Genomic DNA, 26085 nt, shown 5'->3' with positions numbered 1-26085 from the left:
GGTAGATATTATTCAGTTTTGAGAGGACAAAAGTTTTCTCAAGTGATAACGTAAGTTAGCACAGAGTGTGGTGACGATAGTGAGAAGGATATACCTGTTCCCATGTCGAACACAGAAGTCAAGCTTCTTAACGCCAAGAGTAGTTGGGGGATCGCCCCCTGCGAGGGTAGGACGTTGCCATGCGATTATTCCGGCATAGCTCAGTTGGTAGAGCATCTGACTGTTAATCAGGGTGTCGACGGTTCGAGTCCGCCTGCCGGAGTTTCATTTATTTGGAGAGTTGTCCGAGTTGGCCGAAGGAGCATCATTGGAAATGATGTAAACGGGTTAAAGCCTGTTTCAAGGGTTCGAATCCCTTACTCTCCGTATAATATGATCTGACCCGTTGGTCAAGTGGTTAAGACACTGCCCTTTCACGGCAGTAACATGGGTTCGAATCCCGTACGGGTCATTTTGGAGGATTAGCTCAGTTGGGAGAGCATCTGCCTTACAAGCAGGAGGTCACAGGTTCGAGCCCTGTATCCTCCATTCCAAAAGTGTTTTGGTCCTATGGTCTAGTTGGTTAGGACGCCTGCCTGTCACGCAGGAGATCACGAGTTCGAGTCTCGTTAGGACCGTTGCACCATTTTATATATATTATTTGGCTCGGTAGCTCAGTCGGTAGAGCAATGGATTGAAGCTCCATGTGTCGGCAGTTCGATTCTGTCCCGCGCCATTGTGAACGGTATAGTTCACTTAATTTAATAACAGTCACTTATTATCAATGATAGGGATATAGTTTAATGGTAGAACTACGGTCTCCAAAACCGTCAGTGTGGGTTCAACTCCTACTATCCCTGCCATGATGGCGGTAGTGGCGAAGTGGTTAACGCACCGGATTGTGGCTCCGGCACGCGTGGGTTCGATTCCCACCTACCGCCCTTTGAGTTCGTAATTGGAACTCAGTTTGTTAGATTTTTTAGTTGCCTCTGTGGCGGAATTGGCAGACGCGCTGGACTCAAAATCCAGTTCCTTCACGGGAGTGTGGGTTCGACCCCCACCGGAGGCATTAAAATAATTAAAGTTTGTTTCGTGTAATTATCGTGTATTTTTTACACGGGTGATTACACTTTTTTATTTGTTATGGCGGTATAGCCAAGTGGTAAGGCAGAGGTCTGCAAAACCTTCATCGTCGGTTCAAATCCGTCTACCGCCTTTTGATCGAATACGATAAGAGCTTAACTCATTTTGGGTTAGGCTTTTTTGTTTGGGTTGCGAGTAATCCTGTTTAGGAGCGTTTGGTAAGATTACAGTTGGTTAGTTAGCAAAAAAATCCCTCCCTAAAGACATAATAATCGATAGGAAGAGATCAGTTTTTAAAATGCATCATTTATGTTTATTACGCCGACGTTGTTCAAGAAGTAATTTGATGCTAAAGAACATATCGGTGAAATCATAAGCTGCAAAAGCCATTAAAATAACACGTAGAAAAGTTGACAAATTTGCAGAAACTTTCAAGTAGTAGACAAAAAAGATTCCTACAATCAAGTCAAATATGATGTTATAAATAAGAATTTGTGGTTTCTTGGTAGGAAAGATTAGTTTCAACTCCCTTCGTATTCAATATACCAGTATACTGTAAAAGTAATAAAATAACACCTACCCGACAACCTGATAATTGGTTTTATAATAATTTTGATTACGGTATTTACTTACAAGAGCTTGTAGGGATTCTGGGACCGCACTATTTTGGGAGATTTCTAAAATTGCTCGATTATATGGTTTTTGATCAAGCGGCTTTAAATTCAGTAGGGTAGTGGCGGTCTTGCCTGCAAGGTTATCAACCTGACTATCGAAAGCATCTAACGCATCTGTACTAAGTTCGAAAAAGTGGTACGTAAAAATTGAGTTCTTTTGTATTGAATCAAAAGAATTCAAGACGGTGTAGCGCTGAGGAGTTTTAAAAATCGTCGGTTGATTTGAAAAATCGACTAACTGGAAGCTATCGTTATCGTTCTGATTAGCTAGTAGTAGTAACTTTCGCGAAGAATATTTTTTTTGAATCGATTTTAAAACGGCAGAGCTGCCGAAAGAAGTAGTAATTGTTTTAAACATTGAAACACCTCCAATTTTATAACCATTATAATGCTACAATGGACAAACTAAAAATATTAAAGTTCGATAAGGATATTAATTTGCGTTAAAATGGGTTAATGATGTCACATGGAGGGATTTTATGAAGATTACAATTTTAGGATACTATGGTGGTTATCCAAGTAAAAATACGGGGACTACCGGTTACCTAGTTCAAACCAAAGATACTAATTTATTGCTCGATGCTGGATCGGCTACTCTCTTAGAATTAGAAAAGCATCTCGATCCACTAGACCTAGACGCGGTTTTACTCACGCATTATCATCACGATCATACAGCCGATCTAGGTGTTTTACAGTACCGTTGGCAATTGAATGAGAAGAAAAAAGTTGCAACGTTGCCGATTTATGGACATACAGAAGATCCGCTAAATTTTGGTGCACTAACCTGGCCCAATGCGTCCAAGGGAATTAGTTATCAAGCAAATGATGTAATTAAAGTAGGGGGATTGAAGATTTCCTTTGAAAAAACACAGCATCCGGTAGCGGCATTTGCCACCAGAATTGAGGAAGTTGCCACGGGTAAAGTCTTTACCTTTACGTCGGATACGCGTTATTTCGCGCAATTAGCTGATTTTGCGCAGAATAGTGATTTGTTAATTACGGATACGAACTTTTTGAGTGATTATCAAGGAGTTAAATGGCACCTGACAACTAAAGAAACTGCGCAATTGTTTGATAACGCACATGCCCAACGTTTAATAATTAGTCACTTGTCGCCAAAGATTGATCCAAAAATAATGTTAGAAGAAACGCAACATTTTTCAGCAAATCCAACAAAAATTGAATTACCGGCTACCGGAAAAGTTATCGAATTATAAGGGTTTTATTATAAGTAAAAGTGTTTTGTTGGTATAAGGTTATGTTTAAAAATAGCTCCTTCGTGTATTGAACACTTTTACTTTAAAAGTATTATAGGTCGATAAGTAAAAACTTTAATCCCGAATTAAGGATTATTTTTAGTTATTTTTTATAAGTAAATTTAAAAATAGTTCTAGACAAACACCCGGTAAAACTGTATAATATTAATCATAAGACAGGTAATATTTAACGACGTTAAGGGGGACATACGTTATGGTTAATTTATATACTTCACCAAGTTGCACATCTTGCCGGAAAGCTAAGGCATGGCTTGAAGAACATGGTATTCAATATAAGGAAAGAAATATTTTTTCTGAACCTTTAAGTGCTGCAGAGATTAAACAAGTTCTGCAGTTAACTGAAAACGGTACAGAGGAAATCGTTTCTCGGCGCTCAAAGGTTTTCCAAGAATTAGATGTCGATTTAGACGATCTTTCTTTAAAACAATTAATTGATTTAATTGAAAAGAACCCTGGGTTACTTCGGCGTCCAATCTTAGTAGACGACAAGCGTCTACAAGTGGGATACAATGAAGATGAAATTCGGCGCTTCTTACCACGTAAGGTAAGACAGCTTGAATTGGCAAGGGCACAAAAGATTGCTAATTTATAATGATTAATTAGGTAAGTCGGTTCGCTGACGAGATCTTAAAAAGAATAGGTAAAGTTCAAACTAAGGGGGCTAGGAAAATACTTTTTCCGGCCCCTCTTCATTTTTACTTGATTACAGACCAAAAATGGTTGAATCAGCTATGAAAGTGGAATTTTTAATGAATTTATGGGATAATCGTGGGGAACCTAATATATACTAATATTAGTGGGTTCTTTTCATTCAGTTTCGTTAAACTGGAGGTGCTGCTTAATGGAAATGGAACGAATTAATGAAGATACCATTCGAGTCAAGATCAGCTCAGAAGATTTGAGCGAAAGGGGAGTTACCTTCCTAGACTTGCTTGATAATCACAAAGAAATAGAAAACTTTTTTTATTCTGTATTAGAAGAAGTAGATACTGATCATCAATTTGCTAACAATGATGCAGTAACTTTCCAAGTTTTACCAAATCGTAATGGCTTAGAATTGTATATTAGTAAAAACCCCGCTAACGGAATGGAAGAGGCAATGAAATCAGTAGCGAAGAACGAATCACCTAGTAACGAAGAATTAGATGAAGTCTCTGATTTCTTGAAGAAAAAGCTTGCTGAAACTGATGGACAAGATGCCAATATGAGCAATCCGAGCCGTGATGCAGATCCGGCAGACTTTAATAGTTATGGTAGCGATAGTGACGACACCCAAACAAAGGTAATTAAACTTAACGATTTTGAAGGCTTACCAGGAATTGCGGCCGCGATTAGCGATGTGAACGGTCTGGATTCGGTCCTTTACCGCTATAAAGATAGTTACTATTTAGAGTTGGTTTTCTATATGAGTGAAAATACTCCCGAGTTGGTCAAGGATAATTTAGCTTTGGCGTACGAGTATGGCGATCAAACGTCAATTACTAGCGAAGTACTTCGCGAACACGGGAAAACAATTATTGATAGTGCTGCTTTAGAGTTAGCAAAACACTATTTTAAAGCGTAACGATTAGCCAGAAAACGGCTTTGAGGTTAGGGAAATCTGAACAGATTTTTCCTTAACCTCTTTTTTGTGGAAAAGTAGCTGCTATTTTTAAGAAAATGCGTAAAAACATTTATTTCCGCGAATAATCTCTTTTAGCTTGCGTATTTGCTAATAGAGGTGAATTTAATGAAGGTTGCATTAACAGAAACGGGGAAATTGGTGAAAGCCGCTACTGCAATTGCTAAGGGCAGATACTATTGCCCACAATGTCACCGGCCATTACGACTATGTGCAGGACGTTATCGAAATAAGTATTTTGCTCATGTAGCTGAGAATAAGCCAAAATTAGGGAGCGAAGAAAGTCGACGGCACAAAATTGGAAAAACACGACTTAGAGATTACTTTATGAAATTAGGCCTAGAAGTGCAGACGGAATATTATTTTCCAGGCATTAAACGGCGTGGAGACGTGGTGGTACGGGCACATGGCGAAATCTACGTGATTGAATACCAGTGTAGTCCCATCACGGTTTCGGAAATTCGCCAAAGAACGTACGATTACCAGCAAGTTAGTAAACATGTTTACTGGATTGCAGGACCGCAACACTGTAAGGAAAAGGGACTGCTAGCGACGATGCAAAAGTTTGGTCGGTACGCCACGCGCTACGGGTGGTGGTTTTTAGCGTGGGATGCTTTAGCCGATAATACACCGTGGTTGTTTTATCAAGTTTACCGGCAACTATTTGGCAAAATCACCTACTTAAAACAGCCCCTGCTAGTAAATGATTCTAAAATTAGTATTCAAACTAAACCAAATTCTTTAACTAATTCAACGAACTTAATTAGGGAAGTTCGCCAACTTGAAAGACACGTGTTGGGAACAAAAATTGATCAACGTTATCTTAAGGTGCAACAGCTTTGTTATGAAAAGGGCCATTCTTTACTAGGGTGTCCGTGGGTGGTACACGTTCCCCAAAACTGTACGGATTTTTGGCATTTGAGTCCGCCAATTTTAAATCGGATTTGTATTTTACTTATGCTGGAAGAACCAAACGGTGTTAATGGTTGGATTAGTGAAGAGGTGGATCAAGAATTTTGGAATTACTTAGTTAATCATCATTGGATAGTTAAACGAGAGCAACGGTGGCAGTTTCGAGGGAGGGCAGTTACTTGGTTTCCGGATGCATCCACCAAAATAAATGCTTTGAAAGGTAATCTTAATGAATTGAGAAAGTAAATTGCTGGAAAGATTTTACAAAAAAGGCTGGAACTTAATCCAGCCTTTAAATTTGCTGTGGTATGAGAATAAGTCTGGCTAAATAAATTTCAAGACAACTCCCTGAATAGAATTTGTCTTGAAATTCTATTAATCAGAAAAATAATTTCGGTGCTCTTACAAGCTAAAGTGTCTCGGGAATAAATGAATTATCGTCATCAGATGCTAGTTTCAGTTTACAAACTGAAGCGAGGGTCTGGTAATCATAATGATCCATTAAAATGCCATATTCCTCATCTTTTACGTTAAAGATTACCGCAGCGGGGATGCTTTCGGCACCCATTTCATGGGCCAATTGTTGGTCATGTTTAAATTCCTTTTGGACCATTTCAGAACGCCGGTCATCTTCAAACATGGTTAAGTCTAAACCAACTTGTTGAGCAAGTTGACTGCCTAGTTCGATAGAATAGCTTTCGCCCTTGTCGATTACTGACTTTTGCATGGCAACTAGGAACTGGCGGCCTTTAGCACGCCCTTGGTAACAAGCAGCCTTGTAATCGAGGCAAGTTAAATACATGCGGTTAAATAGGTCGTTGTAATTACCATTTTTGACTTGGTTATGCTTCATATAGTTTAAGACAACCTGCATATTTAAAACCGGAAAGATTTTTAAATCTACTTTTTCCTCAGCACGGCCAAAATAGCGAATGGTCTCCTTTTCACATTTGAAGCATTCATCACCCCACGGAGTGATGAAAAGGTATGTTTCCAGCATTTAAATTCCTCCAAAGAATACGTAAGTCAAACTGATTATACTTTAACAAATTATGGCATAAAAGCAATTATTTTGCTTGAAAAACTCTGGAGAATGTTTAAAATAGTTGAGCGTGTTTCTATGATAAAATAGAAGAGGTTGTTAAATTGATTCGGGGGGATCCGTATGATTGAAGATTGGAATAGTTTTTTATTGCCGTATGCACAGGCTGTTTCAGAGCTAAAGGTTAAGCTAAGAGCAATGCGCACACAATTTTTAAGAAGTGACGAAGAAAGTCCAATTGAATTCGTTACTGGGCGTGTGAAGCCGGTAGATAGTATTAAAGAAAAGATGGTTCGGCGCCAAATTTTAGAAGAACGAATTGAACAGGATATGCAAGATATCGCGGGCGTGCGGGTAATGTGTCAGTTTGTAGAAGACATTTATCAGGTGGTTGACCTGATCCGAAAACGAACCGACATGACCGTGATTGAAGAGCGGGATTATGTGGAAAATGAGAAGCCGAGTGGGTATCGGTCGTACCACATCGTGATTGAATACCCAGTTCAAATGTTAACCGGGCAAAAGAAAGTCTTGGCTGAAATTCAAGTCCGGACTTTAGAAATGAATTTCTGGGCAACCATCGAACATTCGCTAAATTACAAGTTTAACGGTAATTTCCCTGCAGAGCTACGAACTCGCTTGCAGAAGGCATCCGTTAAGTCGTACGAATTAGATAAAGAAATGTCAGACATTCGTAAACAAATTTTATTAGCACAAAGGGAACAACGTGATGAATAAAATGAAAATAGCAATCTACCATTCGGGTGACGAACACTCGATCGAAGTCGGCCAAGATTTGAGCCAAATCTTACGGGAAAATCACATTGCTTTGGATGATCAAGACCCCACGGTGGTAATCACAATTGGCGGCGACGGCACTTTACTATCGGCAATCCAGAAGTACTTACCAATTATTGATCGAGTTCGCTTTGTGGGCGTTCATACGGGACATTTAGGTTTTTATACCGATTGGCGAGATTATGAGTTAGACGACTTGGTTAAGGCGCTGAAAAGCGATGGATGTTCCGAGATTGGGTATCCGTTATTAAATATTGACGTGATCCATACCGACGGAACGAAGGCTAATTATAAGGCGATTAACGAATCTACGTTACGGAAATTAAACGGTACTTTAGTTGCGGACGTTTTAATTGGGGATCAATTATTTGAGCGTTTCCGGGGGGATGGACTTTGCATTTCAACCCCGACCGGATCAACCGCGTATAACCGGTCGGTTGGCGGAGCAATCGTGCATCCGCAGTTAGAAGCAATGCAAATGGCGGAGATTGCTTCGATTAATAACCGTGTTTTCCGGACGGTGGGGGCTGCACTAATTTTAGCGCCAAATGAGACCGTTACGATTCGGCCTTTGCCAAGTTATCACCGAACTTACAATTTTACGGCGGATCGGCTAGGAATCTTAGATAAAAATGTGCAATCCGTACATTACGGAATTGCAGTTCCTAAGGTAAAGTTTCTTAAATACCGGCACACTGGTTTTTGGAACCGGGTGCGGAATTCGTTTATTGGTCAAATAGATGAAATTTAGTTGGCAAGTTCAAGATGAGTCCCCTCAACATCTACGAACTTTTTTGACACGGAAACGGATTTCCCGAGCACTATTAAAAAGTATTAAGTTTAATGGTGGGAAAATTTTAGTTAATGAGCAGCCGAAGCGAACTAACGAGATGGTGACCGCTGGTGACCAAGTAACTGTTGAATTACCGCCAGAACCAGGGAACCCTCACGTGGTTCGGTCTCGACAACCAATTGATGTGATTTACGAGGACCAGGACTACTTAGTGGTAAACAAGCCGCCATTTTTGCCAACGGTGCAGTCCGCCCGAAATCAAACGGATACCCTAGTAAATCGCGTTAAGAATTATTACGCGGAAAGGGATTATGAAAGCCAGGTTGTTCACGTGGTGACCCGACTTGATCAAGATACTTCGGGGCTAGTTTTGTTTGCCAAACACCGGTTTGCACATACAATTATGGACCAAGATTTACGACAACACCGGGTGCAAAAATATTATTTAGCAATGGCGACGGGAAGGTTTGCACAAAGTCACGGATTAATTGACGCCCCGATTGAAAGGGACCCAGCTTCCTTTATTAAGCGCAGGGTGGCCAGCGCTGGCAATGGGAAACCTTCAAAAACCGAATATTGGGTACTGGAGCAGACTGCTACGGATTCCCTGTTAAAAGTGCAGTTACACACTGGACGAACCCATCAGATTCGGGTTCATTTTAGTGAACTTCACCATCCGTTGATTGGAGATCCGCTTTATAACGAAACTTCCTTTAGGAGTTTACAAAGGCAGGCGTTGCACTGCTTTTCATTGAAGTTTGAGAATGTGTTTAGAGGAAAGAAAATTGACGTACAAGCGCCAATTCCAAATGACATGCTTGAATATTGGAAGAAAGAAAAGGATAAAGAATAATGGATAATACTCAAGCGATTTTTGATAAATTAAAATTAGAATTAAGTAAAGAAGATGCAAAGAGTTTCAAGGAAGACTTCCTTGACTTACATAATTATGATCAGGGGCGTTTTTTTGGGGAGCTAACCGGTCCTGAACGGCAACTGGTTTATCAATACCTCAGCCCAGATGAACTGGCGGACGCCTTTGACGAAATTGACGATGAGCCTGATTTGATTGCGGAATACTTAGATGAAATGACTCCGCGATATGCGGCAGCGTTGTTGAACGGGATGTATGATGATAACGAAGCCGACGTATTGGGGGCGGTTCGCAATGATAAGTTGCACAAGTTACTATCGTATATGCAACCCGTGGATGCGGCTCGCGTCCGGCAACTGCTAAAATACGAAGATAAGACGGCGGGGGCGTTGATGACTACCGAATTTATTTCGGTAGCGGTCGATGCCACGGTCGGTTCCGCAATGAACCAGGTTAAGCAAGAAGCCCAATATGCGGAAACTATTTCGTACATTTACGTAGTAAACGAATCTAACCAACTAATTGGGGTAATCTCCGTTAAGGACTTGATTGTTAATCCTGACGACGTATTTATTAAACGAATTATGAATACCAACGTGGTGTCGGTATTGGATAACGAAGACCAAGTTGAGATTGCCACTCAAATTCGGGACTACAATTTTATTGCGATACCGGTAGTCGATAAGAACAATAAAATGTTGGGAATCATTACCGTTGACGACATCATCGACGTAATTGACGAAGAGTCCGCCCAAGATTATTCACGGTTGGCCGGGGTTGGTACGGAAGACCTGTCGGAAAATCCTTGGGCAGCTTTCAAGAGCCGGATGCCTTGGTTAGTAACCATGTTATTCTTGGGATTGATCAGTGCGGTCGTGATTAGCCAATTCCAAGGGGTTCTTGACCGATTTGGCGTACTGGCAGTTTTCATCACTTTGATTACCGGGACGGCTGGTAACGCAGGTACTCAAAGTTTGGCGGTCGCAATGCGCCGGTTGGCAAATGACGAAGATGACAATAGTGGATTTAAAATTATTTTAAATGAAATTCTAACGGGACTTTTAACTAGTGTACTTACTGGTTTAGTGATTTTCGTCGTAGTATTGCTTTGGCAACACAACTTAATGCTTGGCATAATTGTTGGGGCAGCCATGTGGGGAGCTATTTTTATCGCTAATTTGGTAGGTAGTTTAATTCCGATTATTCTGGAAAAGTTAGGTCAAGATCCAGGGGTAGCTAGCGGACCACTGATTTCCACCGTTAGTGATATTATTTCAATTTTAATTTACTTTAACATTGCAACAATTTGCTTAGCGAACTTTCACTAGGACAGGTTAATTAATAGTATAAAAAGCATCGTGATAATTCCATGAATCAGGGGAATTACCACGATGCTTTTATTTTAGGATTAAACTAATTTCGAGCCGTGTAGTTCGGGAACGTGAAGTTGTTCAGCAATTTCAGCAGCGTTATCAACGGTGACGCCACCACCCGGCATTACGATGATGCGGCCCTTAGCGTATTTAACGGTTTCCTTGAGGTGGCTAAGCGTATCTTCAATGGGTTTAGTTAACGGACCACCATGGGTTAAGATCCGATCCACGTCGTGGTCAATCAGCCAATCAATACTAGCGGCTTGGTGCTCAACCGGAATCGCGTCAAAAGCCATGTGGAAGGTGATTTGCATACCACCGGCAGCACCGATTAATTGTTCCATTGCCTCTTCGTCAATGGTTCCTTGGGGAGTCAATGCACCGAAAACTGCACCATCAACGCCAAGCTGTTGTGCTTGGAAAAGGTCGGCTTCCATCATTTTTAATTCAATATCGTTATAAACAAAGTTGCCGCCCCGGGGCCGGATCATAGCCATAACCGGAATGTGATGTTCGCTAGCGTATTTCTGGCTTTCCGCCATTACCCCGTGACTGACGGTAGTGCCGCCCACTGCTAAGTTGTCACAAAGCTCAATTCGATTAGCCCCGTTGGCAATTACCCGGGGAATGTCAGTGTAATTTTCTACTGGAACTTCTTTAAGCATAATTAACCTCGTTTTTATTTAAAGTAGACGCAAACCACTTCTGGAGCGGCAAAGTCTTTTTGAATAAGTTTAAGTTTACCATTCTCGGAATTTCTTTCAAATAAACTCAAGTTATTGGTGGTCTGGTTGCCACAAACAAGAAAACGCTCGTCAGCATTTAGGGCAAAATCACGAGGGAAACTGCCTGCAATGGCACAATTTTGGATTAGTTCGAGGGTGCCATCGTCATTAACTGCAAAAACGGCGATTGAATCATGGCCCCGGTTGGATACATAAACGAAACGGTTGTCGCTAGTAATTCTAATTGCGGCGGCTCCATTATGTTGCTCCCAGTCGTCGGGGATGGTTTTTAGCGTTTGAACGTGACGAAATTCACCATTGTGGTAATTAAGCACTTCTACTTCACTTGCCAATTCACCAACTAAATAAGCCGTGTTTCCTTGTTGGTTAAATACAACGTGACGAGGGCCAAACCCTGGAGCAGTTTCGTACTTAGAAACCGTTTGGAAGCCGGTGGCTGCATCATAATCTAAAATAAATACTTCATCACAACCTAAATCACAGACCACAAGGTGCTCATCGGGAGTACGATCTACGTAATGGGGATGGGCTTCACTTTGTTCTGGACGCGGGCCGGAGCCTTGATTAGTAAAAGTGTGTGCTAAATTAAGGGTTCCGTCGGCTTGAATTTGATACGCATGAACGGTGCCTTCGTGATAATTAGCGTCAAAAACTAGGTGACGGTGTTCGTCTACGGTTACGTAAGCAGGCGGGGTTCCCGGCTGTACTAAATGTTGTAAAACTTGAGAACGATCGCCTAGTTGAGTTACCGAAACGCCTCCTTGATCTTGGTAACGATCGACAGCATACAGCATTTGCTGATGACTTACCGTTAGATAGGTTGGGTTTTCTACTTTAGCAACTAATTGTAAGTTTTGGAGTTGTTTTTGGGTTGTATCAAGTTCAACTTGATAGATTCCTTCACTGGTTTGTTTGGTGTAGGTACCTAATAAAATGGTTTCAATCATAGCACTTGTGCTCCTCTCTAGGTAAAACTCACCGTTAAGTATAGCATATTTCACGGATTGAATACGTTTTCTGAAGGTGTGAGAACCCCACTATGGTACAATAAAATCATAATGAGTAAGGGGTGTGTTAAATGATTTCAGCTAAGGTAAAAAGTATTGGACCAGAGGCAATTGCTAAGCAAGATCGGTTAGCAATTTTGTTTGACGAAACCGCAACGCCAGATTTAAAGAAAATTGCGGTTGTCCAAGAAATTGAAAAAGATAATGATCAGCAATTTAATTTAAAAGCGGGTTCACAAATCGTAATTGGTGAACAAACCTATGACGTTAAATTTGTTGGTAGTTTGGTAAATCAAAATTTGCAAAGCATTGGTCACACGACGCTGGTTTTTAAAGAGGTACCTGAACAGCCGTTGGCGAGCGCAATTTACCTTAGCCCGGATGTTTTTCCCGACTTTAAAGTGGGGGAAACTATTCAATACAAGTGATTGGACGGTGAAAGTTGATGGAACGCAAGCCTAAAGTACCTAGGTGGAGAACGTGGTTTAACCAGTTAGTACTCAATAACCGGCCGGTCGTTAGTTTGATCATCGTGTTATTAGTGTTACTAATTTTATTTATGTTTTCAAAAGTTACCTGGATTTTCAAGCCGTTGGAAGACTTCTTTAAAATTGTGGGATTTCCCATTATTTTAGCGGGCGTTTTGTATTACTTGTTGAATCCGTTGGTTGATCGGTTAGAAAGCCGCTTTAAAATGAAACGGGTGGTTTCCATCAGTATTATTTTTGTCGGGGTGGCTATCTTAATCGTTGCTGGAGTAGTGGCGGTGATTCCCGTGATTCGGGAACAAACTGCAGCGCTAATTCAAAACTGGCCAGATTATTGGAACGCTGCTATAGAAAAAATCAATGGTATCTTAAATGACCCACGCTTAGGTGATTTTCAAAAGCAATTCCACGGAGTTAGTAGCGAAACTATTCAATCGTGGTCAAAGAAAGTAACGAGCGTTGCCAATAATACGGTCACTTCGTTGGGAAGCGTATTGAGCTTAATTACGAAGGTGGTGATTGGCATCATCACCATGCCGTTTATCCTGTTTTACTTATTGCGGGATGGACATGACCTTCCAGAATACCTAGCGAAGGCTTTTCCCGTACGGTATCGGCCTCAATTTCTCCAGATCCTTGGTGAAATTAATACCCAATTAAGTCAGTATATCCGGGGACAGTTAGTGGTCGCATTCTTCGTGGCCCTGATGTTTTTTATTGGTTACTTAGTAATTGGGCTAAAATTTGCACTTACCCTCGCAGTTGCGGCAGGATTTTTAAATTTAATTCCTTACTTGGGGTCGTTTTTAGCAATGGTTCCTTCCATAGTAATTGGCGCGTTCATCTCGCCGGTGATGTTGGTCAAGGTGCTGATTGTTTTTGCAATTGAACAAACGTTAGAAGGCCGTTTCATTTCACCATTAGTTTTAGGAAGCAACCTAGCGATTCATCCGGTAACTATTTTGGTGGTTTTACTAGCGTCGGGACAAATGTTTGGTTTGGTTGGTGTGATTTTTGGGATTCCTGCTTATGCAGTGTTAAAGGTACTGTTTATCCACGGTTTTGAGCTTTTCAAGCGTCGGGTAGGCGGTTACGAACAATAGCTAATTTGCAGAATGAAAAAAGTAGTGTTAGTATGCGGATGGAGCCCGTGTTACGCGGATATCGAAGGGATTTCGTTTGAAACGATTCGGGGACTTCACGAACGTAGATACTCGCCGCGCAATACCGAGTGTCTACGTTTTTAATTTTAAGACTAAATGGAGATTAAAAATGACAAATCATATTGTATTATTTGAGCCGTTAATGCCGGCTAATACCGGAAATATTGCCCGAACTTGTGCGGGAACTAACGCGGTATTACATTTAATTAAGCCACTGGGTTTTGAAATCAGTGATAAGACTTTAAAACGGGCCGGCTTAGATTATTGGGACAGCGTTAAGGTGGTTTACCACGATAACTTACCTGATTTTTTAGCGACCGTTAAGGATCGAAAACGACTTTTTGTGGTTTCTAAATTTGCTTCAAAAGCTTATACTCAAGCTGATTATACTGGAGCTGAAGACGACGTGGATAACTACTTTCTTTTCGGGAAGGAAACGACTGGACTACCGGAAGCCTTTATGCGCCAATATGCGGATTGTGCAATCCGTATTCCGCAAAATGACCAACATATTCGGGCATTGAACCTATCAAACTCGGTAGCAATTGTGATATACGAAGTTTTACGACAACAGGAGTTTCCTAACTTAGAAATTAGTCATGAATACGAAAATGATAAATTGAAATAGGGTTAGATATGGCAAAAGCAAAGAAAAGGCGTAAAACAACGCGCAAACGAAAGAAGCAACAAAGCCTCCCTACCCAAAATTTATTGGGGCTGGCGTACGTACTGGTTGCCCTTTTAGGTTATTTTGGCCGGGGATTCTTAGGAATGCTGGTTGCCAATATGTTTCGGATTTTTGTGGGGAGCCTAAGCCCGCTGGGGTTTGTATTGTTATTTTTTTATGGGCTCTACCTGCTATTTATGGGACGGGAACTACGGTTTAAAGGCGCTAGCGACCGGGTAATCGGGCTTAGCTTAACCATGATTGGTTATTTACTTTGGGTCGAGTACCGGTTTGCAAGCGGGCTAAATTTGGAAAGCGGGTTTGTTGCCCGGACCGTCGAGGGAATCGAACGATCCTTTTTAGAACAAATCACCACTAACGATATTGGAGGCGGTTTGCTAGGGGCGGTCTTCTATAGCGGCACGCACTTCTTGTTGAGTGAGATTGGCAGCGCCATTTTAGCAATTGTTTTGATGACGGTGGGCTTAGTAATCCTCTTTGGCATTCCTTTTGATGAAGTTCTATCAAAGACGGGTCTAGCAATTCTTTGGATTACACAGCGGTTAATCGAAGGAATTCGGGCATTAACCCGCGGTGTTTTGGACTGGTGGGAACAGCTGGACTTTACGATTAGCAAACCGGATGTTAAACGAACCCCCATGGAGAGGAAGCCGCCGGAGGATGGTGCTACTAAACAGTCCGTTAAGTCAGAAAGGACGCACGTAGAGCCAACTACCGAAGAACCGGTGGTCGATGGGACTCGTGGTATTGAGCACCCCGCGGAGCCTAAGATTGAGATTTCAACCAATAACCAACGAAATCCGCGGAAACCTAAGAATCAGGATAAGCAATCAACTGCTAACTCGGAAGTGGGATTTGAAAGCGAGAATAAGTTGAATCCTAACTATCGGTTGCCATCTTCAACCTTGTTAACCGAAATTCCGCAAGCTGACCAAAGCTCAGAATACGATTCAATCAAAAAGAACACCCAAATTTTACAGGACACTTTGAATAGTTTTGGGGTGGACGCCTCGGTAGAAAGCGTGAAAATGGGGCCATCAGTCACCGAATATGAAATTCATCCGGCAATTGGGGTGAAGGTTAGCAAAATCGTTGGTTTGGCGGACGACTTAGCCTTGGCTTTGGCTGCTAAGGATATTCGAATTGAAGCGCCCATTCCAGGAAAATCATTGGTTGGAATTGAAGTCCCTAACCGGACGATATCAACGGTTTCGTTCCGTGACATCATTGAATCCCAACCAGCGCACCCAGATGATCCGTTAAAAGTACCCATTGGTCGTGACGTTTCGGGTAACCTAGTTGAAGCTAACTTAGTTAAGATGCAACATTTGTTAATTGCCGGGGCAACAGGTTCAGGGAAGTCGGTAATGATTAACGTAATTATTACCGGGTTGCTAATGAATGCCCGGCCTGACGAGGTTAAGTTGATTTTAATTGATCCTAAAAAGGTTGAGTTGGGAATTTACAATGACATTCCTCACTTATTAACCCCGGTAGTTACCGATGCGCGGAAGGCTGCTAAAGCATTACATAAAGTGGTTGCAGAAATGCAGCACCGCTATGATTTGTTTGCGGAAATGAATCAGCGTAATATTAAAAGTTACAACGAATTCATTGAGGAACAAAATGCAGCGGACGGTGGAAAACGGCCAAAAATGCCGTACATTGTCGTAATTGTGGATGAGTTAGCGGACTTGATGATGGTGGCTTCTAACGAAGTGGAAGATGCGATTATTCGGTTAGCTCAACTAGCGCGGGCTGCTGGAATTCACATGATTATCGCTACCCAGCGGCCTTCGGTTGACGTGGTAACGGGATTGATTAAGGCTAACGTACCTTCCCGAATTGCGTTTGCCGTAGCCTCGGGAACCGATTCACGAACCATTATTGATGCTAACGGTGCTGAAAAGCTCCTTGGCCGAGGAGATATGTTATTCTTCCCAATGGGCAAGAACAAGCCAGAGCGGGTTCAAGGAGCATTCATCTCGGATCACGACGTTAAGGAAATCGTTGATTTTGTTAAGCAGCAACAAACTGCAGAATACGATGATCAACTAAACGTTACGGATCAAGAAGTTGCCGAAACTGAAGCTACTGACGAATTGGATGAATATTATCCGGAAGCCGTTGAGTTAGTAACGGAAATGCAACGAGCAAGCACGTCCATGTTGCAACGGAAGTTTCGAATCGGTTACAACCGGGCAGCGCGGATCATTGACCAGCTTGAGGAAAATGGGGTGATCGGTCCGCAAGAAGGTAGTAAGCCGCGTAAAGTTTACCGTACTAAAGATGAGCAATAGCTATCCTTAGTGTTTTGAGGACAATTTCAAAAAGACGGGACTGTGCCAAAAGTCTCTAAACAAAAAACGGTTCATGAGGTGAAACTTCCTCATGAACCGTTTTTATTTTGGCATTTTGACTTCAATAGAGCCAAAACGTGTGCCAAAAGCAGTTGGTTCCGCTTAACCAAAAAATTGACCATCATGCCCAATTCAGGCATCATAGTCAATTTTCAGTTAATGCTCGCAAACTACCCGACTTTTGTCCCACGCTCGTCTCTTTTATATCTAGATGTTTAAGCACCCAGGAGTTGGGCAAGGGGGGCGTAAAGTACGCTGCCCAGGGTCAAGATAATCATAATCCAAACAAAGACCATGATGACCTTTTGCAGACCGCTCTTTTTCTTCTTTTTATTATTATACATTTAAAAACACTACTTTCTCATGATTTACAGCAATTCTACAATAAGTAATTTTTTTAGGCAAATCCAGAGATGAATCCCCCACTTTTTCTCCACCTCGTAAAACAAGTGAAAACCCTATTCGTATCAAGCTTTTATAGAATGTTTAAATTTAATAAAAAATTGGGAAAAAACATTTGTAATTAAGTGGTGGAAAGTGGGGGGAAGTGGTAATATTGTTATAGATTTAGTTGACGGAGGCGGTTTCATGTTCATGGGTGAATTCGAACATTCATTGGACAACAAGGGACGTTTGATCATACCATCTAAATTCCGCGATCAACTAGGCGAGGATTTCGTAATTACGCGAGGGCTAGATGGATGCTTATTTGGCTATCCCTTGAGTGAATGGAAACTCGTCGAAGAAAAGCTTAGTCAACTACCATCTAATAAGAAAAATAATCGGGCGTTTGTTCGTTTTATGTTTGCTGATGCAGCCCAATGTAACTTTGATAAGCAGGGAAGAATTATCATTCCTAAGAAGTTGCGAGTCCACGCAGATTTGCAAAAAGAATGTGTTTTAGTAGGGGTTTCTAACCGAATTGAAATTTGGAATAAGGCCCGCTGGGAAGCTGCTATCGAAGAAACTGAAGCGAACTTTGACGATATTGCCGAAAATTTAATTGATTTTGGATTGTGATATAAATGACAGAATTTAAACATACCACCGTGCTATTGGAAGAAACCGTTGCTGGATTGAATATCCGCAAAGACGGCGTTTATGTGGATTGTACCCTTGGCGGGGGCGGCCACAGTCAGTTGATTTTATCTAAGCTGGGCTCTACAGGTCATTTGTATTCGTTTGACCAAGATCAAACAGCGATTGATTACAATCAAGATCATTTGGCACCATACATAGCAAATCAGCAAGTAACCTTTATTAAGGCTAATTTTAGAAACTTAAAAAATGAATTAAACCAACGAGGAATTGATCACGTTGATGGGATCCTATACGACTTAGGGGTTTCCTCACCGCAATTCGACGATGCCCAGCGAGGCTTTAGCTATCGCTATGACGCACCGCTTGATATGCGCATGGATCAGAGTCAAGAATTAACGGCCCAAGCGGTAGTCAACGAATGGTCGTACAACGATTTGGTCCGGATTTTCTTCCGTTATGGAGAAGAAAAGTATGCAAAGCAAGTTGCACGGCGAATAGAAAAAGTCCGCGAGCAACACCCTATTGTAACTACCGGGGAACTAGTCGAGATTATTAAAGAAGCAATTCCGGCGGCAGCGCGCCGTACGGGCGGTCACCCCGCTAAACGGGTGTTTCAAGCAATTCGAATTGCGGTCAATGATGAGTTAGGGGCTTTAGAAGAATCGTTGGAACAAGCCTTAGATTTGTTAAACGACAACGGCCGGATTTCAGTGATTACGTTCCAATCGCTGGAAGATCGCTTAGTAAAACGCATGTTTAAAGAAAAGACAGAAATTGGTGATTTACCGGCTGGACTACCAGTTATTCCAGCTGATAAAAAACCGCATTTTAAATTGGTTAATCGTAAACCAATCGTTCCTTCTGAGGACGAACTAAAGGAAAATCGTCGAGCACATAGTGCAAAATTAAGAATTATCGAAAAGTTACAGGAAGGGTAGACGCCAATGGCTCAAAATAATGATTATGCTGGTCGTTCAAGAATGATTAACGAACCAACTTCAATTGCCGGAGTAGGGAAAAAAGAATTAAAAAAAGCCCGGGAGGTTGTAACTGCTCGACAACTGCCCTTGTCGAAGTTTGAAAAGTTTTTGATAACATTTTGCGGATTTATTTTGGTAGGGTTAATGCTTACCGTTGTTTCTGGTAAAATAAGTTTATCTAATGCACAGCATAAACTTGAAGCAACACAAGAGAAGACAACGGCCTTATCAAGCAAAAATACAACTATGAAACAAGAGGTTAATCAGTTATCCGACCAAAATCGGTTAAATAAAGTTGCTAAAAAGGCAGGCCTTTCTCTTAATTCAGAGAATATAAGGAATGTAAATAAATGATGAACCCAAAAAAGCGAACGACTAATACTACGGAAACTCAGCACAATCGGATGATGTTTGGAAAATGGTTTTTATTGATTGTAGCAGGAGTGTTTATAGTGATTGTTGGGCGCTTTTCTTATATTGCCATTAATAAGACGATTGAAAGCGTCAATCTCAGCAGTCAAGCCAAACGGCTATACACGGACAATAAAACTATTAAGGCTAAACGAGGTTCCATTTTAGATACCAACGGGAACCCGATTGCCGAGGATACTAGTACATATTCGATTTACGCGGTGGTAAGTAAAAAGCAGGTGGGCCCAAATCGCCAACCGCTGTACGTAACCGATAAAAAGAAAACGGCGCGCGTACTGAGCAAGTATCTACCAATTAGCTACAAAAAAGCGTTAAAAACTTTGAGTCCTAGTAATCCCAAGACTTTCCAAGTGGAATTTGGGAGTGCGGGAAATAACATTTCCGTAGCAACTAAGGAAAAAATTGAAAAATACAAATTAACCGGGATTAACTTCGTTTCCTCGGAAGCGCGCTTATATCCTAACGGGGTTTTCGCCTCAAACTTAATCGGCTTTGCCCAACAGTCCCAAGAAAAGGGTAGCGATACCACGCAACTTTCAGGAGTTATGGGGCTCGAAAAGATGTTGAACAAGCAGTTGACGGGAACCGATGGGGAAAAATCCTTACAAAAGGATAAATTTGGTTACCAATTGCCGGGATCACAGGTAGAACGTCCAGCGCGGGATGGAAGCACGGTCTACACCACCTTAGATCAACGGTTACAAACCATCATGGAAAGCACGGTCAGCAAAGTACAGTCTCAGGCACATCCTGAGTCGATCGGGGCAACTATCATGAACGCTAAGACCGGAGCAATTTTAGCAACTACCCAACGTCCAACGTTTAATGCCTCCACTAAGAAAGGCTTGTCCAAAGCTTGGAATAACGGTTTAGTACAGGATACTTATGAACCGGGCTCAACCATGAAGATTTTCACCACCGCTGCTGCAATTGATAGTGGTAATTTTGACCCAGATGAGGTGTATAAGTCGGGTACCTACGAAATCGATGGGCAGGTAGTGCCCGATTGGAAGCGGGAAGGCTGGGGATTAATTTCCTACGAAAAAGGATTTGCCCTTTCTAGTAACGTGGCAATGGCCCATTTGGAACAAAAGATGGGTGCCAAAACTTGGAAGAAGTATATTAAACGATTCCACCTACTAGAATCAACTAACTCTGGTTTAGAAGGCGAATCTAAAGGCAGCATGCAGTTTGACTATCCAATTGAGCAAGCGGACACCGCCTTTGGGCAAGCAATTAACGTGACGGCCATGCAAATGTTGCAAGGTTTCACCGCGATTGCTAATAATGGACAAATGGTGAAGCCACAGTTTGTTAAAAAAGTGGTGAACCCCAACACGGGAAAAACGACTTACCAAATGAAAACCAAAAAAGTGGGCCGGCCAGTGAAAGCTAAAACTACTAAAGAAGTCCGTAAGCTAATGCAAGATGTGGTTTACAAACCATACGGAATCGGGAGCGACTTTAAGCTGAAGGGTTACCGGATTGCGGCAAAAACCGGTACAGCGCAAGTTGCAAGTAACGGGAACTACGCTTCTGGTGACGACAGCTACCTGTATTCGGTAGCCGCGATGGCTCCTGCAAAAAATCCGAAGTACATCATGTACATTACGATGAAAAAACCAAACTTGCCTGCGGATAAGACGGCAACCCAGTTACTAGATGAAATTTTTGGACCAGTGATGAAGCAGGCCCTTGAACAAGATAAATCCACTGCGAATACGGACATTGATAGTTCCATTGAAGTACCAAACGTGGTGGGTAAAGATGCTGACGACGCGGTGAAGGAATTGGGTAAAAATAACGTAGCTGTGGTTCGGTTAGGTAATGGGAGCCGGATTTTGGCACAATCGGAATCGGCCGGTAGTAAGTTGTTAGTGGGCCAGCGGATTCTTTTGAATACCGGAGGAACGGTTACCATGCCGGACCTTACGGGATGGTCCAAAAACGACGTGATTAAACTTGCTAAAATGTTTAACATTGAAGTTAAGTACCAAGGTAAAGGTTTTGTAGCCGGTCAGTCGGTCGCCAAAGGAACCACGCTTCAATCAGGAATGACCATGACGGTAACACTCAAAAAATAGCATAGGAGAAGAAAAATGAGTAACTTGTTAGCGGGCGGCTTAAGTGCCGTAATTACTTTAATAGGGATGCCCAGTTTTATCCATTATTTCCGGGCACGGAACGAAGGGCAAATGATCCGAGAAGAAGGCCCCAAATGGCATCAAAAGAAATCTGGGACACCCACGATGGGAGGACTAGTTTTCATCGTGGCCATTATCGTGGCTGCGATCATCAGCGGGTTAGCGTTCCATTTATTGACCACCAACCTAGTGATGCTCCTTTTCGTTCTTTTAGAATTCGGTTTGATTGGTTGCTGGGATGACAGTATTAAATTATTAAAGCGGCAAAACGAAGGTTTTAAAGCTTGGCAAAAGCTGCTTGGCCAAATCATTGGCGGATTGATTTTTTACTGGGTCATTAAAGAAACTGGCGTAGCCTTGCAATTATCAATTCCCGGAATCGGAGTTTGGCATCTAGGCGGTTGGTACGCACTATTTGTAATTTTCTGGTTAGTTGGCTTTTCCAATGCAGTCAACCTTTCGGACGGACTGGATGGTCTAGTTGCTGGTTTATCGACGATTGCGTTTGCTACTTACGCAATTATTGCTGCGAAGCTCAATCAACCTGCAGTGATGCTATTTTGCTGGGCGGTGGTTGGCTCAATGTTAGCCTTTCTCGTATTTAACCACAAACCAGCCAAGGTCTTTATGGGAGACATGGGCTCCTTAGCATTGGGCGGTGCCTTAGGGGCGGTTTCCATCATTTTGAATCAAGAATTGTCACTACTACTGGTGGGAATCGTATTCGTATTGGAAACCCTCAGCGTAATTTTACAAGTACTGTCCTTTAAGCTAACCGGACGCCGAATTTTTAAGATGAGTCCCATTCACCATCATTTTGAAATGTTAGGCTGGAGTGAATGGAAAGTCGACACCGTCTTTTGGATTGTTGGATTGATCGGTGCGCTAATTACGTTAATTAGCATTTGGTAGGGAGATTATAGAATGAAAGCATTAGCAGAGATAAAGGATTTAGCAAATAAGAATATTCTCGTTTTGGGGATGGCAAAGAGCGGAGTTAGTGCCGCTCTTTTGTTGCGTAAACTGAATGCGCAGGTATTAGTAAATGACGCAAAGGCAGAACAACCGCAAGAACTGATTGAACAACTTAAAAAGGCTGACGTCCAAATGATTTTAGGCAGTCACCCAAAGGGAATCTTGGCTCAGCATCATATCGAATTAATCGTCAAGAATCCCGGAATCCCGTATACAAACCCAGTTTTGGTAGCTGCTAAGGAGCAAAACGTGCCAATCATTGCCGAACCTGAGTTGGCATACCGGGTGATGGACAGCGAATTAATTGGGGTAACCGGTAGTAACGGAAAAACAACCGTTACCACGATGATTCAACTAATGCTAGATCAGCAAGATCATCATGCAGCATACGTGGCGGGAAATATTGGAGTTCCTGCGACTACGGTAGTGCAAAAGGCTACTGCTAACGACCGGGTCGTAATGGAGCTATCTAGCTTTATGCTCGCCGGGATTGACCAGTTGCACCCCCACATTGCCGTGGTTAACAACATTTTCTCTAACCACTTAGATTGGCACAAAACTCGGGAAAATTACGTTAATGACAAGATGAGGATCACGGAGAACCAAACCAAAGATGATTATTTTGTCATTAACTGGGATAATCCTGAATGGCAACAATTAGCGCAACGGACTGCGGCGCAGGTCGTTCCGTTTTCCCGCCAAGGTTTAGTTGAAAACGGGGCCTACGCCAAGGATGGTCAATTATATTTCAAAAATGAACGGATCATGGCGGCCGATGAAATCGGGGTGCCTGGGGACCAGAACGTTGAAAATGCGCTCGCGGCAATTGCCGTGGCTAAGATTGAAGGGGTTGCTAATAAACATATTAAGCAGGTTCTCCAAACTTTTAGCGGGGTCAAACACCGGATTCAATACGTAAAAACCTTAGCCGGCCGCCAATTCTATAATGATTCAAAAGCAACCGACATCGAAGCAACGCAGGTGGCTTTAAAGGCCTTTCAACGGCCAATCATCTTGATTGCGGGAGGTTTAGACCGGGGAGACGACTACACTCGACTGGTGGCTGATTTGAAGCCCCACGTTAAGGAAGTGATTGTTAACGGGCAAACTGCTGCGCACATGCAGGAAGCTGCACAGGCGGCGGGCGTTAAAGTCGTTAAGGACAGCCCGCGGGTTAAGGATTCGGTTGCCATCGCCTTTGAAGACAGCCAACCTGGAGACGTAATTTTACTTTCACCAGCTGCAGCAAGTTGGGATCAATACCAAACTTTTGAAGAACGGGGCGATGAATTCATCACCGCCGTGGAAAATTTATCGAAGGAAAAAGGAGATGTTACTAAATGAGACTGATGGTTTCAGGAGGCGGAACTGGCGGCCACATTTACCCAGCACTTGCCCTTATTAAACAAGTTCGGGAAGTCGAACCCGATTCAGCAGTACTGTATGTGGGAACGCATAAGGGACTGGAAAACAAAATTGTTCCCAATGCGGGGATCGATTTTAAAACGATTAAAATTCAAGGATTTAAACGTTCATTATCATTAGAAAACTTTAAAACAGTGGGACTGTTTTTGAGTAGCGTGGTTAAGGCGCGTAAAATGATTAAGGAGTTTAAACCAGACGTTGTACTAGGAACTGGAGGATACGTCAGCGGGGCGGTAGTATTTGCCGCCAGCATGATGGGGATTCCAACGGTGATCCACGAACAAAATAGCGTGGTGGGGGTCACCAATAAGTTCTTAAGCAAGTTTGTTAAGAAGATTGCAATTTCCTTTGAAGCAGCAGAAGACCAATTTCCCAAAGAAAAAGTGGTTTTAACTGGGAATCCGCGAGCAACCGAAGTAGTTAAAATTACTCCGCAATCGCTAAACCAATTTGGCTTAAAAGATGACGTGCCCACCGTGTTAATTTTTGGCGGTAGCCGTGGAGCAGAAAAAATTAACGAAGTAACCATGCAATCTTTGAATGAATTAGTAAAACGTAATTACCAAACGATTTTCGTGACCGGGCGAGTTCATTTTGATAACTTAACTAAGGACGTTGACCTAACCCCTTATAAAGGGAAAGTGGCGGTGCTACCGTACATTGCTGATATGCCAGCAATGCTTCCTCGAATGGCAGTCGTGGTAGGTCGCGCGGGAGCAACAAGCTTAGCCGAACTTACTTCCCTGGGAATTCCGTCAATTTTAATTCCAAGTCCGTACGTCACAAATGATCACCAGACTAAAAATGCGCGCAGCTTAGTCAATCAACACGCTGCAGAAATGATTACGGAAAATGAGTTAACTTCAAAGACTCTGTTAACTAAGTTGGATGATTTGATGCTCGATGACCAAAAACGTAAGCAGATGGCCGAAAATACTAAAAAATTGGGACAGCCGCAAGCAGCAGAAAAATTGTACGCAGTTTTGAAATCAGTAATCAAAGCTTAACGGGTGATGCCAATGAAAAAGAAAAAAGATGATGAAAATCTAACCCCGTGGGCCCGTTATCAAAAAGAGCATAACCAACGTAACCGGACTAAAAAGAGTTCTAAATTAGGTGGCGCAAAGCGTGGTACTGCAAAAAAGCACCCGGGGAAAAAGCGTAATAAGTTAACCCAAAAGAAAGTCCGTCAGCCTTTACACATTGGTAAAGGAATTAAAATTGGTTTGCTTAGCTTGATTGGGATCTTGATTTTAGTTACGATTTACCTCTGCGCTCCCATTAGCCGGGTGCAAACCATTGCCGTGCAGGGGAATAAACGGGTGGAAAAAAGTGACATTTTAAAGAAAGTAACCGTAAGGAAAAATGACGTGATTCCGGCGACCTGGTTTAAGGAACGGGGCGACGAAGCGCGTCTAATTCACAAGCTACCGGATTTAAAGGATGCTCAAATCTCGGTCTCGTTATTAGGTAACGTCAAAATTAAAGTGCGTGAAAACGCCGTAATGGGATACGTGGTGCGCAACAAATACTACTACGCAGTTCGACAAGACGGCACGGTATCTAAAAAAAGCGCTACCCAACCAGATGGTGATTACCCGGTTTTCCGCCAGTTTAAAGATAATCAGGTTTTGAAACGTTTTCTGAGCGAATACGCGAAGTTACCTAATGAAGTGCAAAACGACGTTGCAGAAGTTGACTATACGGCAACCAAAAAAGAACGACACCAGTTGCACTTCTTTATGAATGACGGTAATGAAGTATATGCGGTTTTAAATACCTTTGCTAAGAAAATGAAGTACTACCCGGAAATTTCAGCAAGCATGAAAAAAAGGGGAATTGTGGACCTACAAGTCGGTGCATACTCGTATCCGCGGGGGCAAAGTGATGAATCGTCAACTAGTTCGACGTCGACTGACCCGACGGAAGAGGGAAGTCAATCGTCCGACAGCAAAAAAAATTCACTAAGTGTTGGACCCTCCGCGAAGAGTAAATCAGCAGATTCATCAAGTAGTTCTTCAATTGACAACGTTGACTACCAAACCCAACAACGACGGGCTACGCAAAATAGTGTGCAAGGTTTTACAGCGACTGATGAAGAGAACCCAGATGGAAACTAAGAGGGCTAAGAACCATTTTGACCGGCAATTAGTTGAAATAAGCTGTAATTTTAGTGGAATTCTGCGTTCTAAATAAAGAATGAATATGGT

Annotated in this window: 26 protein-coding genes, 10 tRNA genes and 1 rRNA gene; 32 read left to right on the top strand and 5 right to left on the bottom strand. The window is 42.2% G+C overall.

Annotated features, from left to right (window positions below; all coding sequences use genetic code 11):
- Positions 1-66 precede the first annotated feature (66 nt).
- The 11 genes from rrf to HMPREF0623_RS03275 all read left to right on the top strand — a co-directional run bounded on the left by rrf (position 67) and on the right by HMPREF0623_RS03275 (position 1195).
- Positions 67-183 (top strand): 5S ribosomal RNA (rrf, locus tag HMPREF0623_RS03325).
- Positions 184-189: 6 nt separating this feature from the next.
- Positions 190-262 (top strand) — tRNA-Asn (locus HMPREF0623_RS03320).
- A gap of 12 nt (positions 263-274) precedes the next feature.
- Positions 275-366 (top strand) — tRNA-Ser (locus HMPREF0623_RS03315).
- Positions 367-379: 13 nt separating this feature from the next.
- Positions 380-451: transfer RNA gene (locus HMPREF0623_RS03310), tRNA-Glu, on the top strand.
- Positions 452-455: 4 nt separating this feature from the next.
- Positions 456-528, top strand: a tRNA-Val gene (locus HMPREF0623_RS03305).
- Between the two features lie 15 nt (positions 529-543).
- Positions 544-617 (top strand) — tRNA-Asp (locus HMPREF0623_RS03300).
- A gap of 25 nt (positions 618-642) precedes the next feature.
- Positions 643-715 (top strand) — tRNA-Phe (locus HMPREF0623_RS03295).
- 53 nt (positions 716-768) lie between these two features.
- Positions 769-842, top strand: a tRNA-Trp gene (locus HMPREF0623_RS03290).
- Between the two features lie 5 nt (positions 843-847).
- Positions 848-920, top strand: a tRNA-His gene (locus HMPREF0623_RS03285).
- A gap of 44 nt (positions 921-964) precedes the next feature.
- Positions 965-1048: transfer RNA gene (locus HMPREF0623_RS03280), tRNA-Leu, on the top strand.
- A gap of 76 nt (positions 1049-1124) precedes the next feature.
- A tRNA-Cys gene (locus HMPREF0623_RS03275) sits at positions 1125-1195 on the top strand.
- Positions 1196-1638: 443 nt separating this feature from the next.
- Here HMPREF0623_RS03275 and HMPREF0623_RS03270 read toward each other — a convergent pair.
- Positions 1639-2094 carry a hypothetical protein gene (locus tag HMPREF0623_RS03270; protein ID WP_002832012.1) on the bottom strand — a complete coding sequence of 152 codons (456 nt, stop codon included), beginning with the start codon at positions 2092-2094 and terminating at the stop codon, positions 1639-1641.
- A 121-nt stretch (positions 2095-2215) separates the two neighbouring features.
- Here HMPREF0623_RS03270 and HMPREF0623_RS03265 point away from each other — a divergent pair, with 121 nt between their 5' ends.
- From HMPREF0623_RS03265 to HMPREF0623_RS03250, 4 genes are all read left to right on the top strand, one after another.
- On the top strand, positions 2216-2953 hold the full coding sequence (locus tag HMPREF0623_RS03265; protein ID WP_004165992.1) for an MBL fold metallo-hydrolase: 738 nt from the start codon (positions 2216-2218) through the stop codon (positions 2951-2953).
- 253 nt (positions 2954-3206) lie between these two features.
- The gene (gene spxA, locus HMPREF0623_RS03260; protein WP_002832011.1) at positions 3207-3605 is read left to right on the top strand and encodes a transcriptional regulator SpxA; all 399 of its coding nucleotides are present in this window, start codon (positions 3207-3209) and stop codon (positions 3603-3605) included.
- A 249-nt stretch (positions 3606-3854) separates the two neighbouring features.
- On the top strand, positions 3855-4577 hold the full coding sequence (locus HMPREF0623_RS03255; protein ID WP_002830539.1) for an adaptor protein MecA: 723 nt from the start codon (positions 3855-3857) through the stop codon (positions 4575-4577).
- Between the two features lie 165 nt (positions 4578-4742).
- Positions 4743-5792, top strand: a complete 1050-nt coding sequence (locus HMPREF0623_RS03250; protein ID WP_004165991.1) for a competence protein CoiA — start codon at positions 4743-4745, stop codon at positions 5790-5792.
- Positions 5793-5955: 163 nt separating this feature from the next.
- Here HMPREF0623_RS03250 and HMPREF0623_RS03245 read toward each other — a convergent pair whose 3' ends face one another.
- Positions 5956-6546 (bottom strand): DsbA family protein, encoded by a 591-nt coding sequence (locus HMPREF0623_RS03245; protein WP_002830536.1) that lies wholly within the window; start codon positions 6544-6546, stop codon positions 5956-5958.
- Between the two features lie 165 nt (positions 6547-6711).
- On the opposite strand from HMPREF0623_RS03245, the gene HMPREF0623_RS03240 reads away from it, so the two are divergent.
- From HMPREF0623_RS03240 to mgtE, 4 genes are read left to right on the top strand one after another with little or no spacing between them, the layout of a single operon-like run.
- Entirely contained in the window at positions 6712-7326 is a 615-nt protein-coding gene (locus tag HMPREF0623_RS03240) for a GTP pyrophosphokinase (protein ID WP_002832006.1), read from the top strand.
- Position 7327: 1 nt separating this feature from the next.
- Positions 7328-8137 (top strand): NAD kinase, encoded by an 810-nt coding sequence (locus HMPREF0623_RS03235; RefSeq protein ID WP_002830534.1) that lies wholly within the window; start codon positions 7328-7330, stop codon positions 8135-8137.
- Positions 8127-9032 carry an RluA family pseudouridine synthase gene (locus HMPREF0623_RS03230; protein WP_004165990.1) on the top strand — a complete coding sequence of 302 codons (906 nt, stop codon included), beginning with the start codon at positions 8127-8129 and terminating at the stop codon, positions 9030-9032. The genes HMPREF0623_RS03235 and HMPREF0623_RS03230 overlap by 11 nt, the downstream gene beginning before the upstream one ends.
- Positions 9032-10381 (top strand): magnesium transporter, encoded by a 1350-nt coding sequence (gene mgtE, locus HMPREF0623_RS03225; RefSeq protein WP_002832003.1) that lies wholly within the window; start codon positions 9032-9034, stop codon positions 10379-10381. The genes HMPREF0623_RS03230 and mgtE overlap by 1 nt, the downstream gene beginning before the upstream one ends.
- A gap of 80 nt (positions 10382-10461) precedes the next feature.
- Here the strand turns inward: mgtE and HMPREF0623_RS03220 are convergent, their stop codons facing one another.
- Both HMPREF0623_RS03220 and HMPREF0623_RS03215 read right to left on the bottom strand, forming a co-directional pair.
- The gene (locus HMPREF0623_RS03220; RefSeq protein ID WP_002830531.1) at positions 10462-11091 is read right to left on the bottom strand and encodes a copper homeostasis protein CutC; all 630 of its coding nucleotides are present in this window, start codon (positions 11089-11091) and stop codon (positions 10462-10464) included.
- 14 nt (positions 11092-11105) lie between these two features.
- Positions 11106-12119 carry a lactonase family protein gene (locus HMPREF0623_RS03215; RefSeq protein ID WP_002832001.1) on the bottom strand — a complete coding sequence of 338 codons (1014 nt, stop codon included), beginning with the start codon at positions 12117-12119 and terminating at the stop codon, positions 11106-11108.
- Positions 12120-12250: 131 nt separating this feature from the next.
- On the opposite strand from HMPREF0623_RS03215, the gene HMPREF0623_RS03210 reads away from it, so the two are divergent.
- The 5 genes from HMPREF0623_RS03210 to HMPREF0623_RS03195 are packed head-to-tail and all read left to right on the top strand — an operon-like array spanning position 12251 to position 16818.
- Positions 12251-12607, top strand: a complete 357-nt coding sequence (locus HMPREF0623_RS03210) for a PTS glucitol/sorbitol transporter subunit IIA (RefSeq protein WP_002830528.1) — start codon at positions 12251-12253, stop codon at positions 12605-12607.
- Positions 12608-12624: 17 nt separating this feature from the next.
- Positions 12625-13770, top strand: coding sequence for an AI-2E family transporter (locus HMPREF0623_RS03205; RefSeq protein ID WP_002830526.1), 1146 nt, complete (start codon positions 12625-12627; stop codon positions 13768-13770).
- 12 nt (positions 13771-13782) lie between these two features.
- Positions 13783-13914 carry a hypothetical protein gene (locus tag HMPREF0623_RS09775; protein WP_255050926.1) on the top strand — a complete coding sequence of 44 codons (132 nt, stop codon included), beginning with the start codon at positions 13783-13785 and terminating at the stop codon, positions 13912-13914.
- Between the two features lie 25 nt (positions 13915-13939).
- Positions 13940-14458: a tRNA (cytidine(34)-2'-O)-methyltransferase gene (locus HMPREF0623_RS03200; RefSeq protein WP_004165988.1), complete on the top strand. Its 519-nt coding sequence runs from the start codon at positions 13940-13942 to the stop codon at positions 14456-14458.
- Positions 14459-14466: 8 nt separating this feature from the next.
- Positions 14467-16818 (top strand): FtsK/SpoIIIE family DNA translocase, encoded by a 2352-nt coding sequence (locus HMPREF0623_RS03195; protein ID WP_002831995.1) that lies wholly within the window; start codon positions 14467-14469, stop codon positions 16816-16818.
- Positions 16819-17093: 275 nt separating this feature from the next.
- On the opposite strand, the gene HMPREF0623_RS09375 is transcribed toward HMPREF0623_RS03195, so the two are convergent.
- On the bottom strand, positions 17094-17222 hold the full coding sequence (locus HMPREF0623_RS09375; RefSeq protein WP_002831993.1) for a DUF4044 domain-containing protein: 129 nt from the start codon (positions 17220-17222) through the stop codon (positions 17094-17096).
- A 244-nt stretch (positions 17223-17466) separates the two neighbouring features.
- On the opposite strand from HMPREF0623_RS09375, the gene mraZ reads away from it, so the two are divergent.
- The 8 genes from mraZ to HMPREF0623_RS03150 are packed head-to-tail and all read left to right on the top strand — an operon-like array spanning position 17467 to position 25995.
- A complete protein-coding gene (mraZ, locus tag HMPREF0623_RS03185; RefSeq protein ID WP_002831992.1) occupies positions 17467-17898 on the top strand; it encodes a division/cell wall cluster transcriptional repressor MraZ in 432 nt (143 codons plus the stop codon).
- A 5-nt stretch (positions 17899-17903) separates the two neighbouring features.
- Positions 17904-18857, top strand: coding sequence for a 16S rRNA (cytosine(1402)-N(4))-methyltransferase RsmH (gene rsmH, locus HMPREF0623_RS03180; protein WP_002830522.1), 954 nt, complete (start codon positions 17904-17906; stop codon positions 18855-18857).
- Positions 18858-18863: 6 nt separating this feature from the next.
- Entirely contained in the window at positions 18864-19253 is a 390-nt protein-coding gene (gene ftsL / locus HMPREF0623_RS03175) for a cell division protein FtsL (RefSeq protein ID WP_004165986.1), read from the top strand.
- Positions 19250-21415 (top strand): penicillin-binding transpeptidase domain-containing protein, encoded by a 2166-nt coding sequence (locus HMPREF0623_RS03170; RefSeq protein ID WP_002830520.1) that lies wholly within the window; start codon positions 19250-19252, stop codon positions 21413-21415. Before ftsL ends, HMPREF0623_RS03170 begins: the two co-directional genes overlap by 4 nt.
- Before the next feature lie 15 nt (positions 21416-21430).
- Entirely contained in the window at positions 21431-22387 is a 957-nt protein-coding gene (gene mraY, locus HMPREF0623_RS03165) for a phospho-N-acetylmuramoyl-pentapeptide-transferase (RefSeq protein WP_002830519.1), read from the top strand.
- A 12-nt stretch (positions 22388-22399) separates the two neighbouring features.
- Positions 22400-23794 carry a UDP-N-acetylmuramoyl-L-alanine--D-glutamate ligase gene (gene murD / locus HMPREF0623_RS03160; protein WP_002831989.1) on the top strand — a complete coding sequence of 465 codons (1395 nt, stop codon included), beginning with the start codon at positions 22400-22402 and terminating at the stop codon, positions 23792-23794.
- Positions 23791-24882, top strand: coding sequence for an undecaprenyldiphospho-muramoylpentapeptide beta-N-acetylglucosaminyltransferase (murG, locus tag HMPREF0623_RS03155; protein WP_002831988.1), 1092 nt, complete (start codon positions 23791-23793; stop codon positions 24880-24882). The genes murD and murG overlap by 4 nt, the downstream gene beginning before the upstream one ends.
- Before the next feature lie 12 nt (positions 24883-24894).
- Positions 24895-25995 (top strand): cell division protein FtsQ/DivIB, encoded by a 1101-nt coding sequence (locus HMPREF0623_RS03150; RefSeq protein ID WP_002831987.1) that lies wholly within the window; start codon positions 24895-24897, stop codon positions 25993-25995.
- Positions 25996-26085: the final 90 nt, after the last annotated feature.

The organism is Pediococcus acidilactici DSM 20284, from assembly GCF_000146325.1.
GTDB classification, from domain to species: domain Bacteria; phylum Bacillota; class Bacilli; order Lactobacillales; family Lactobacillaceae; genus Pediococcus; species Pediococcus acidilactici.
Note: the sequence above shows the minus strand (reverse complement) of the source record. Positions and strands in the feature narration are given on the sequence as shown.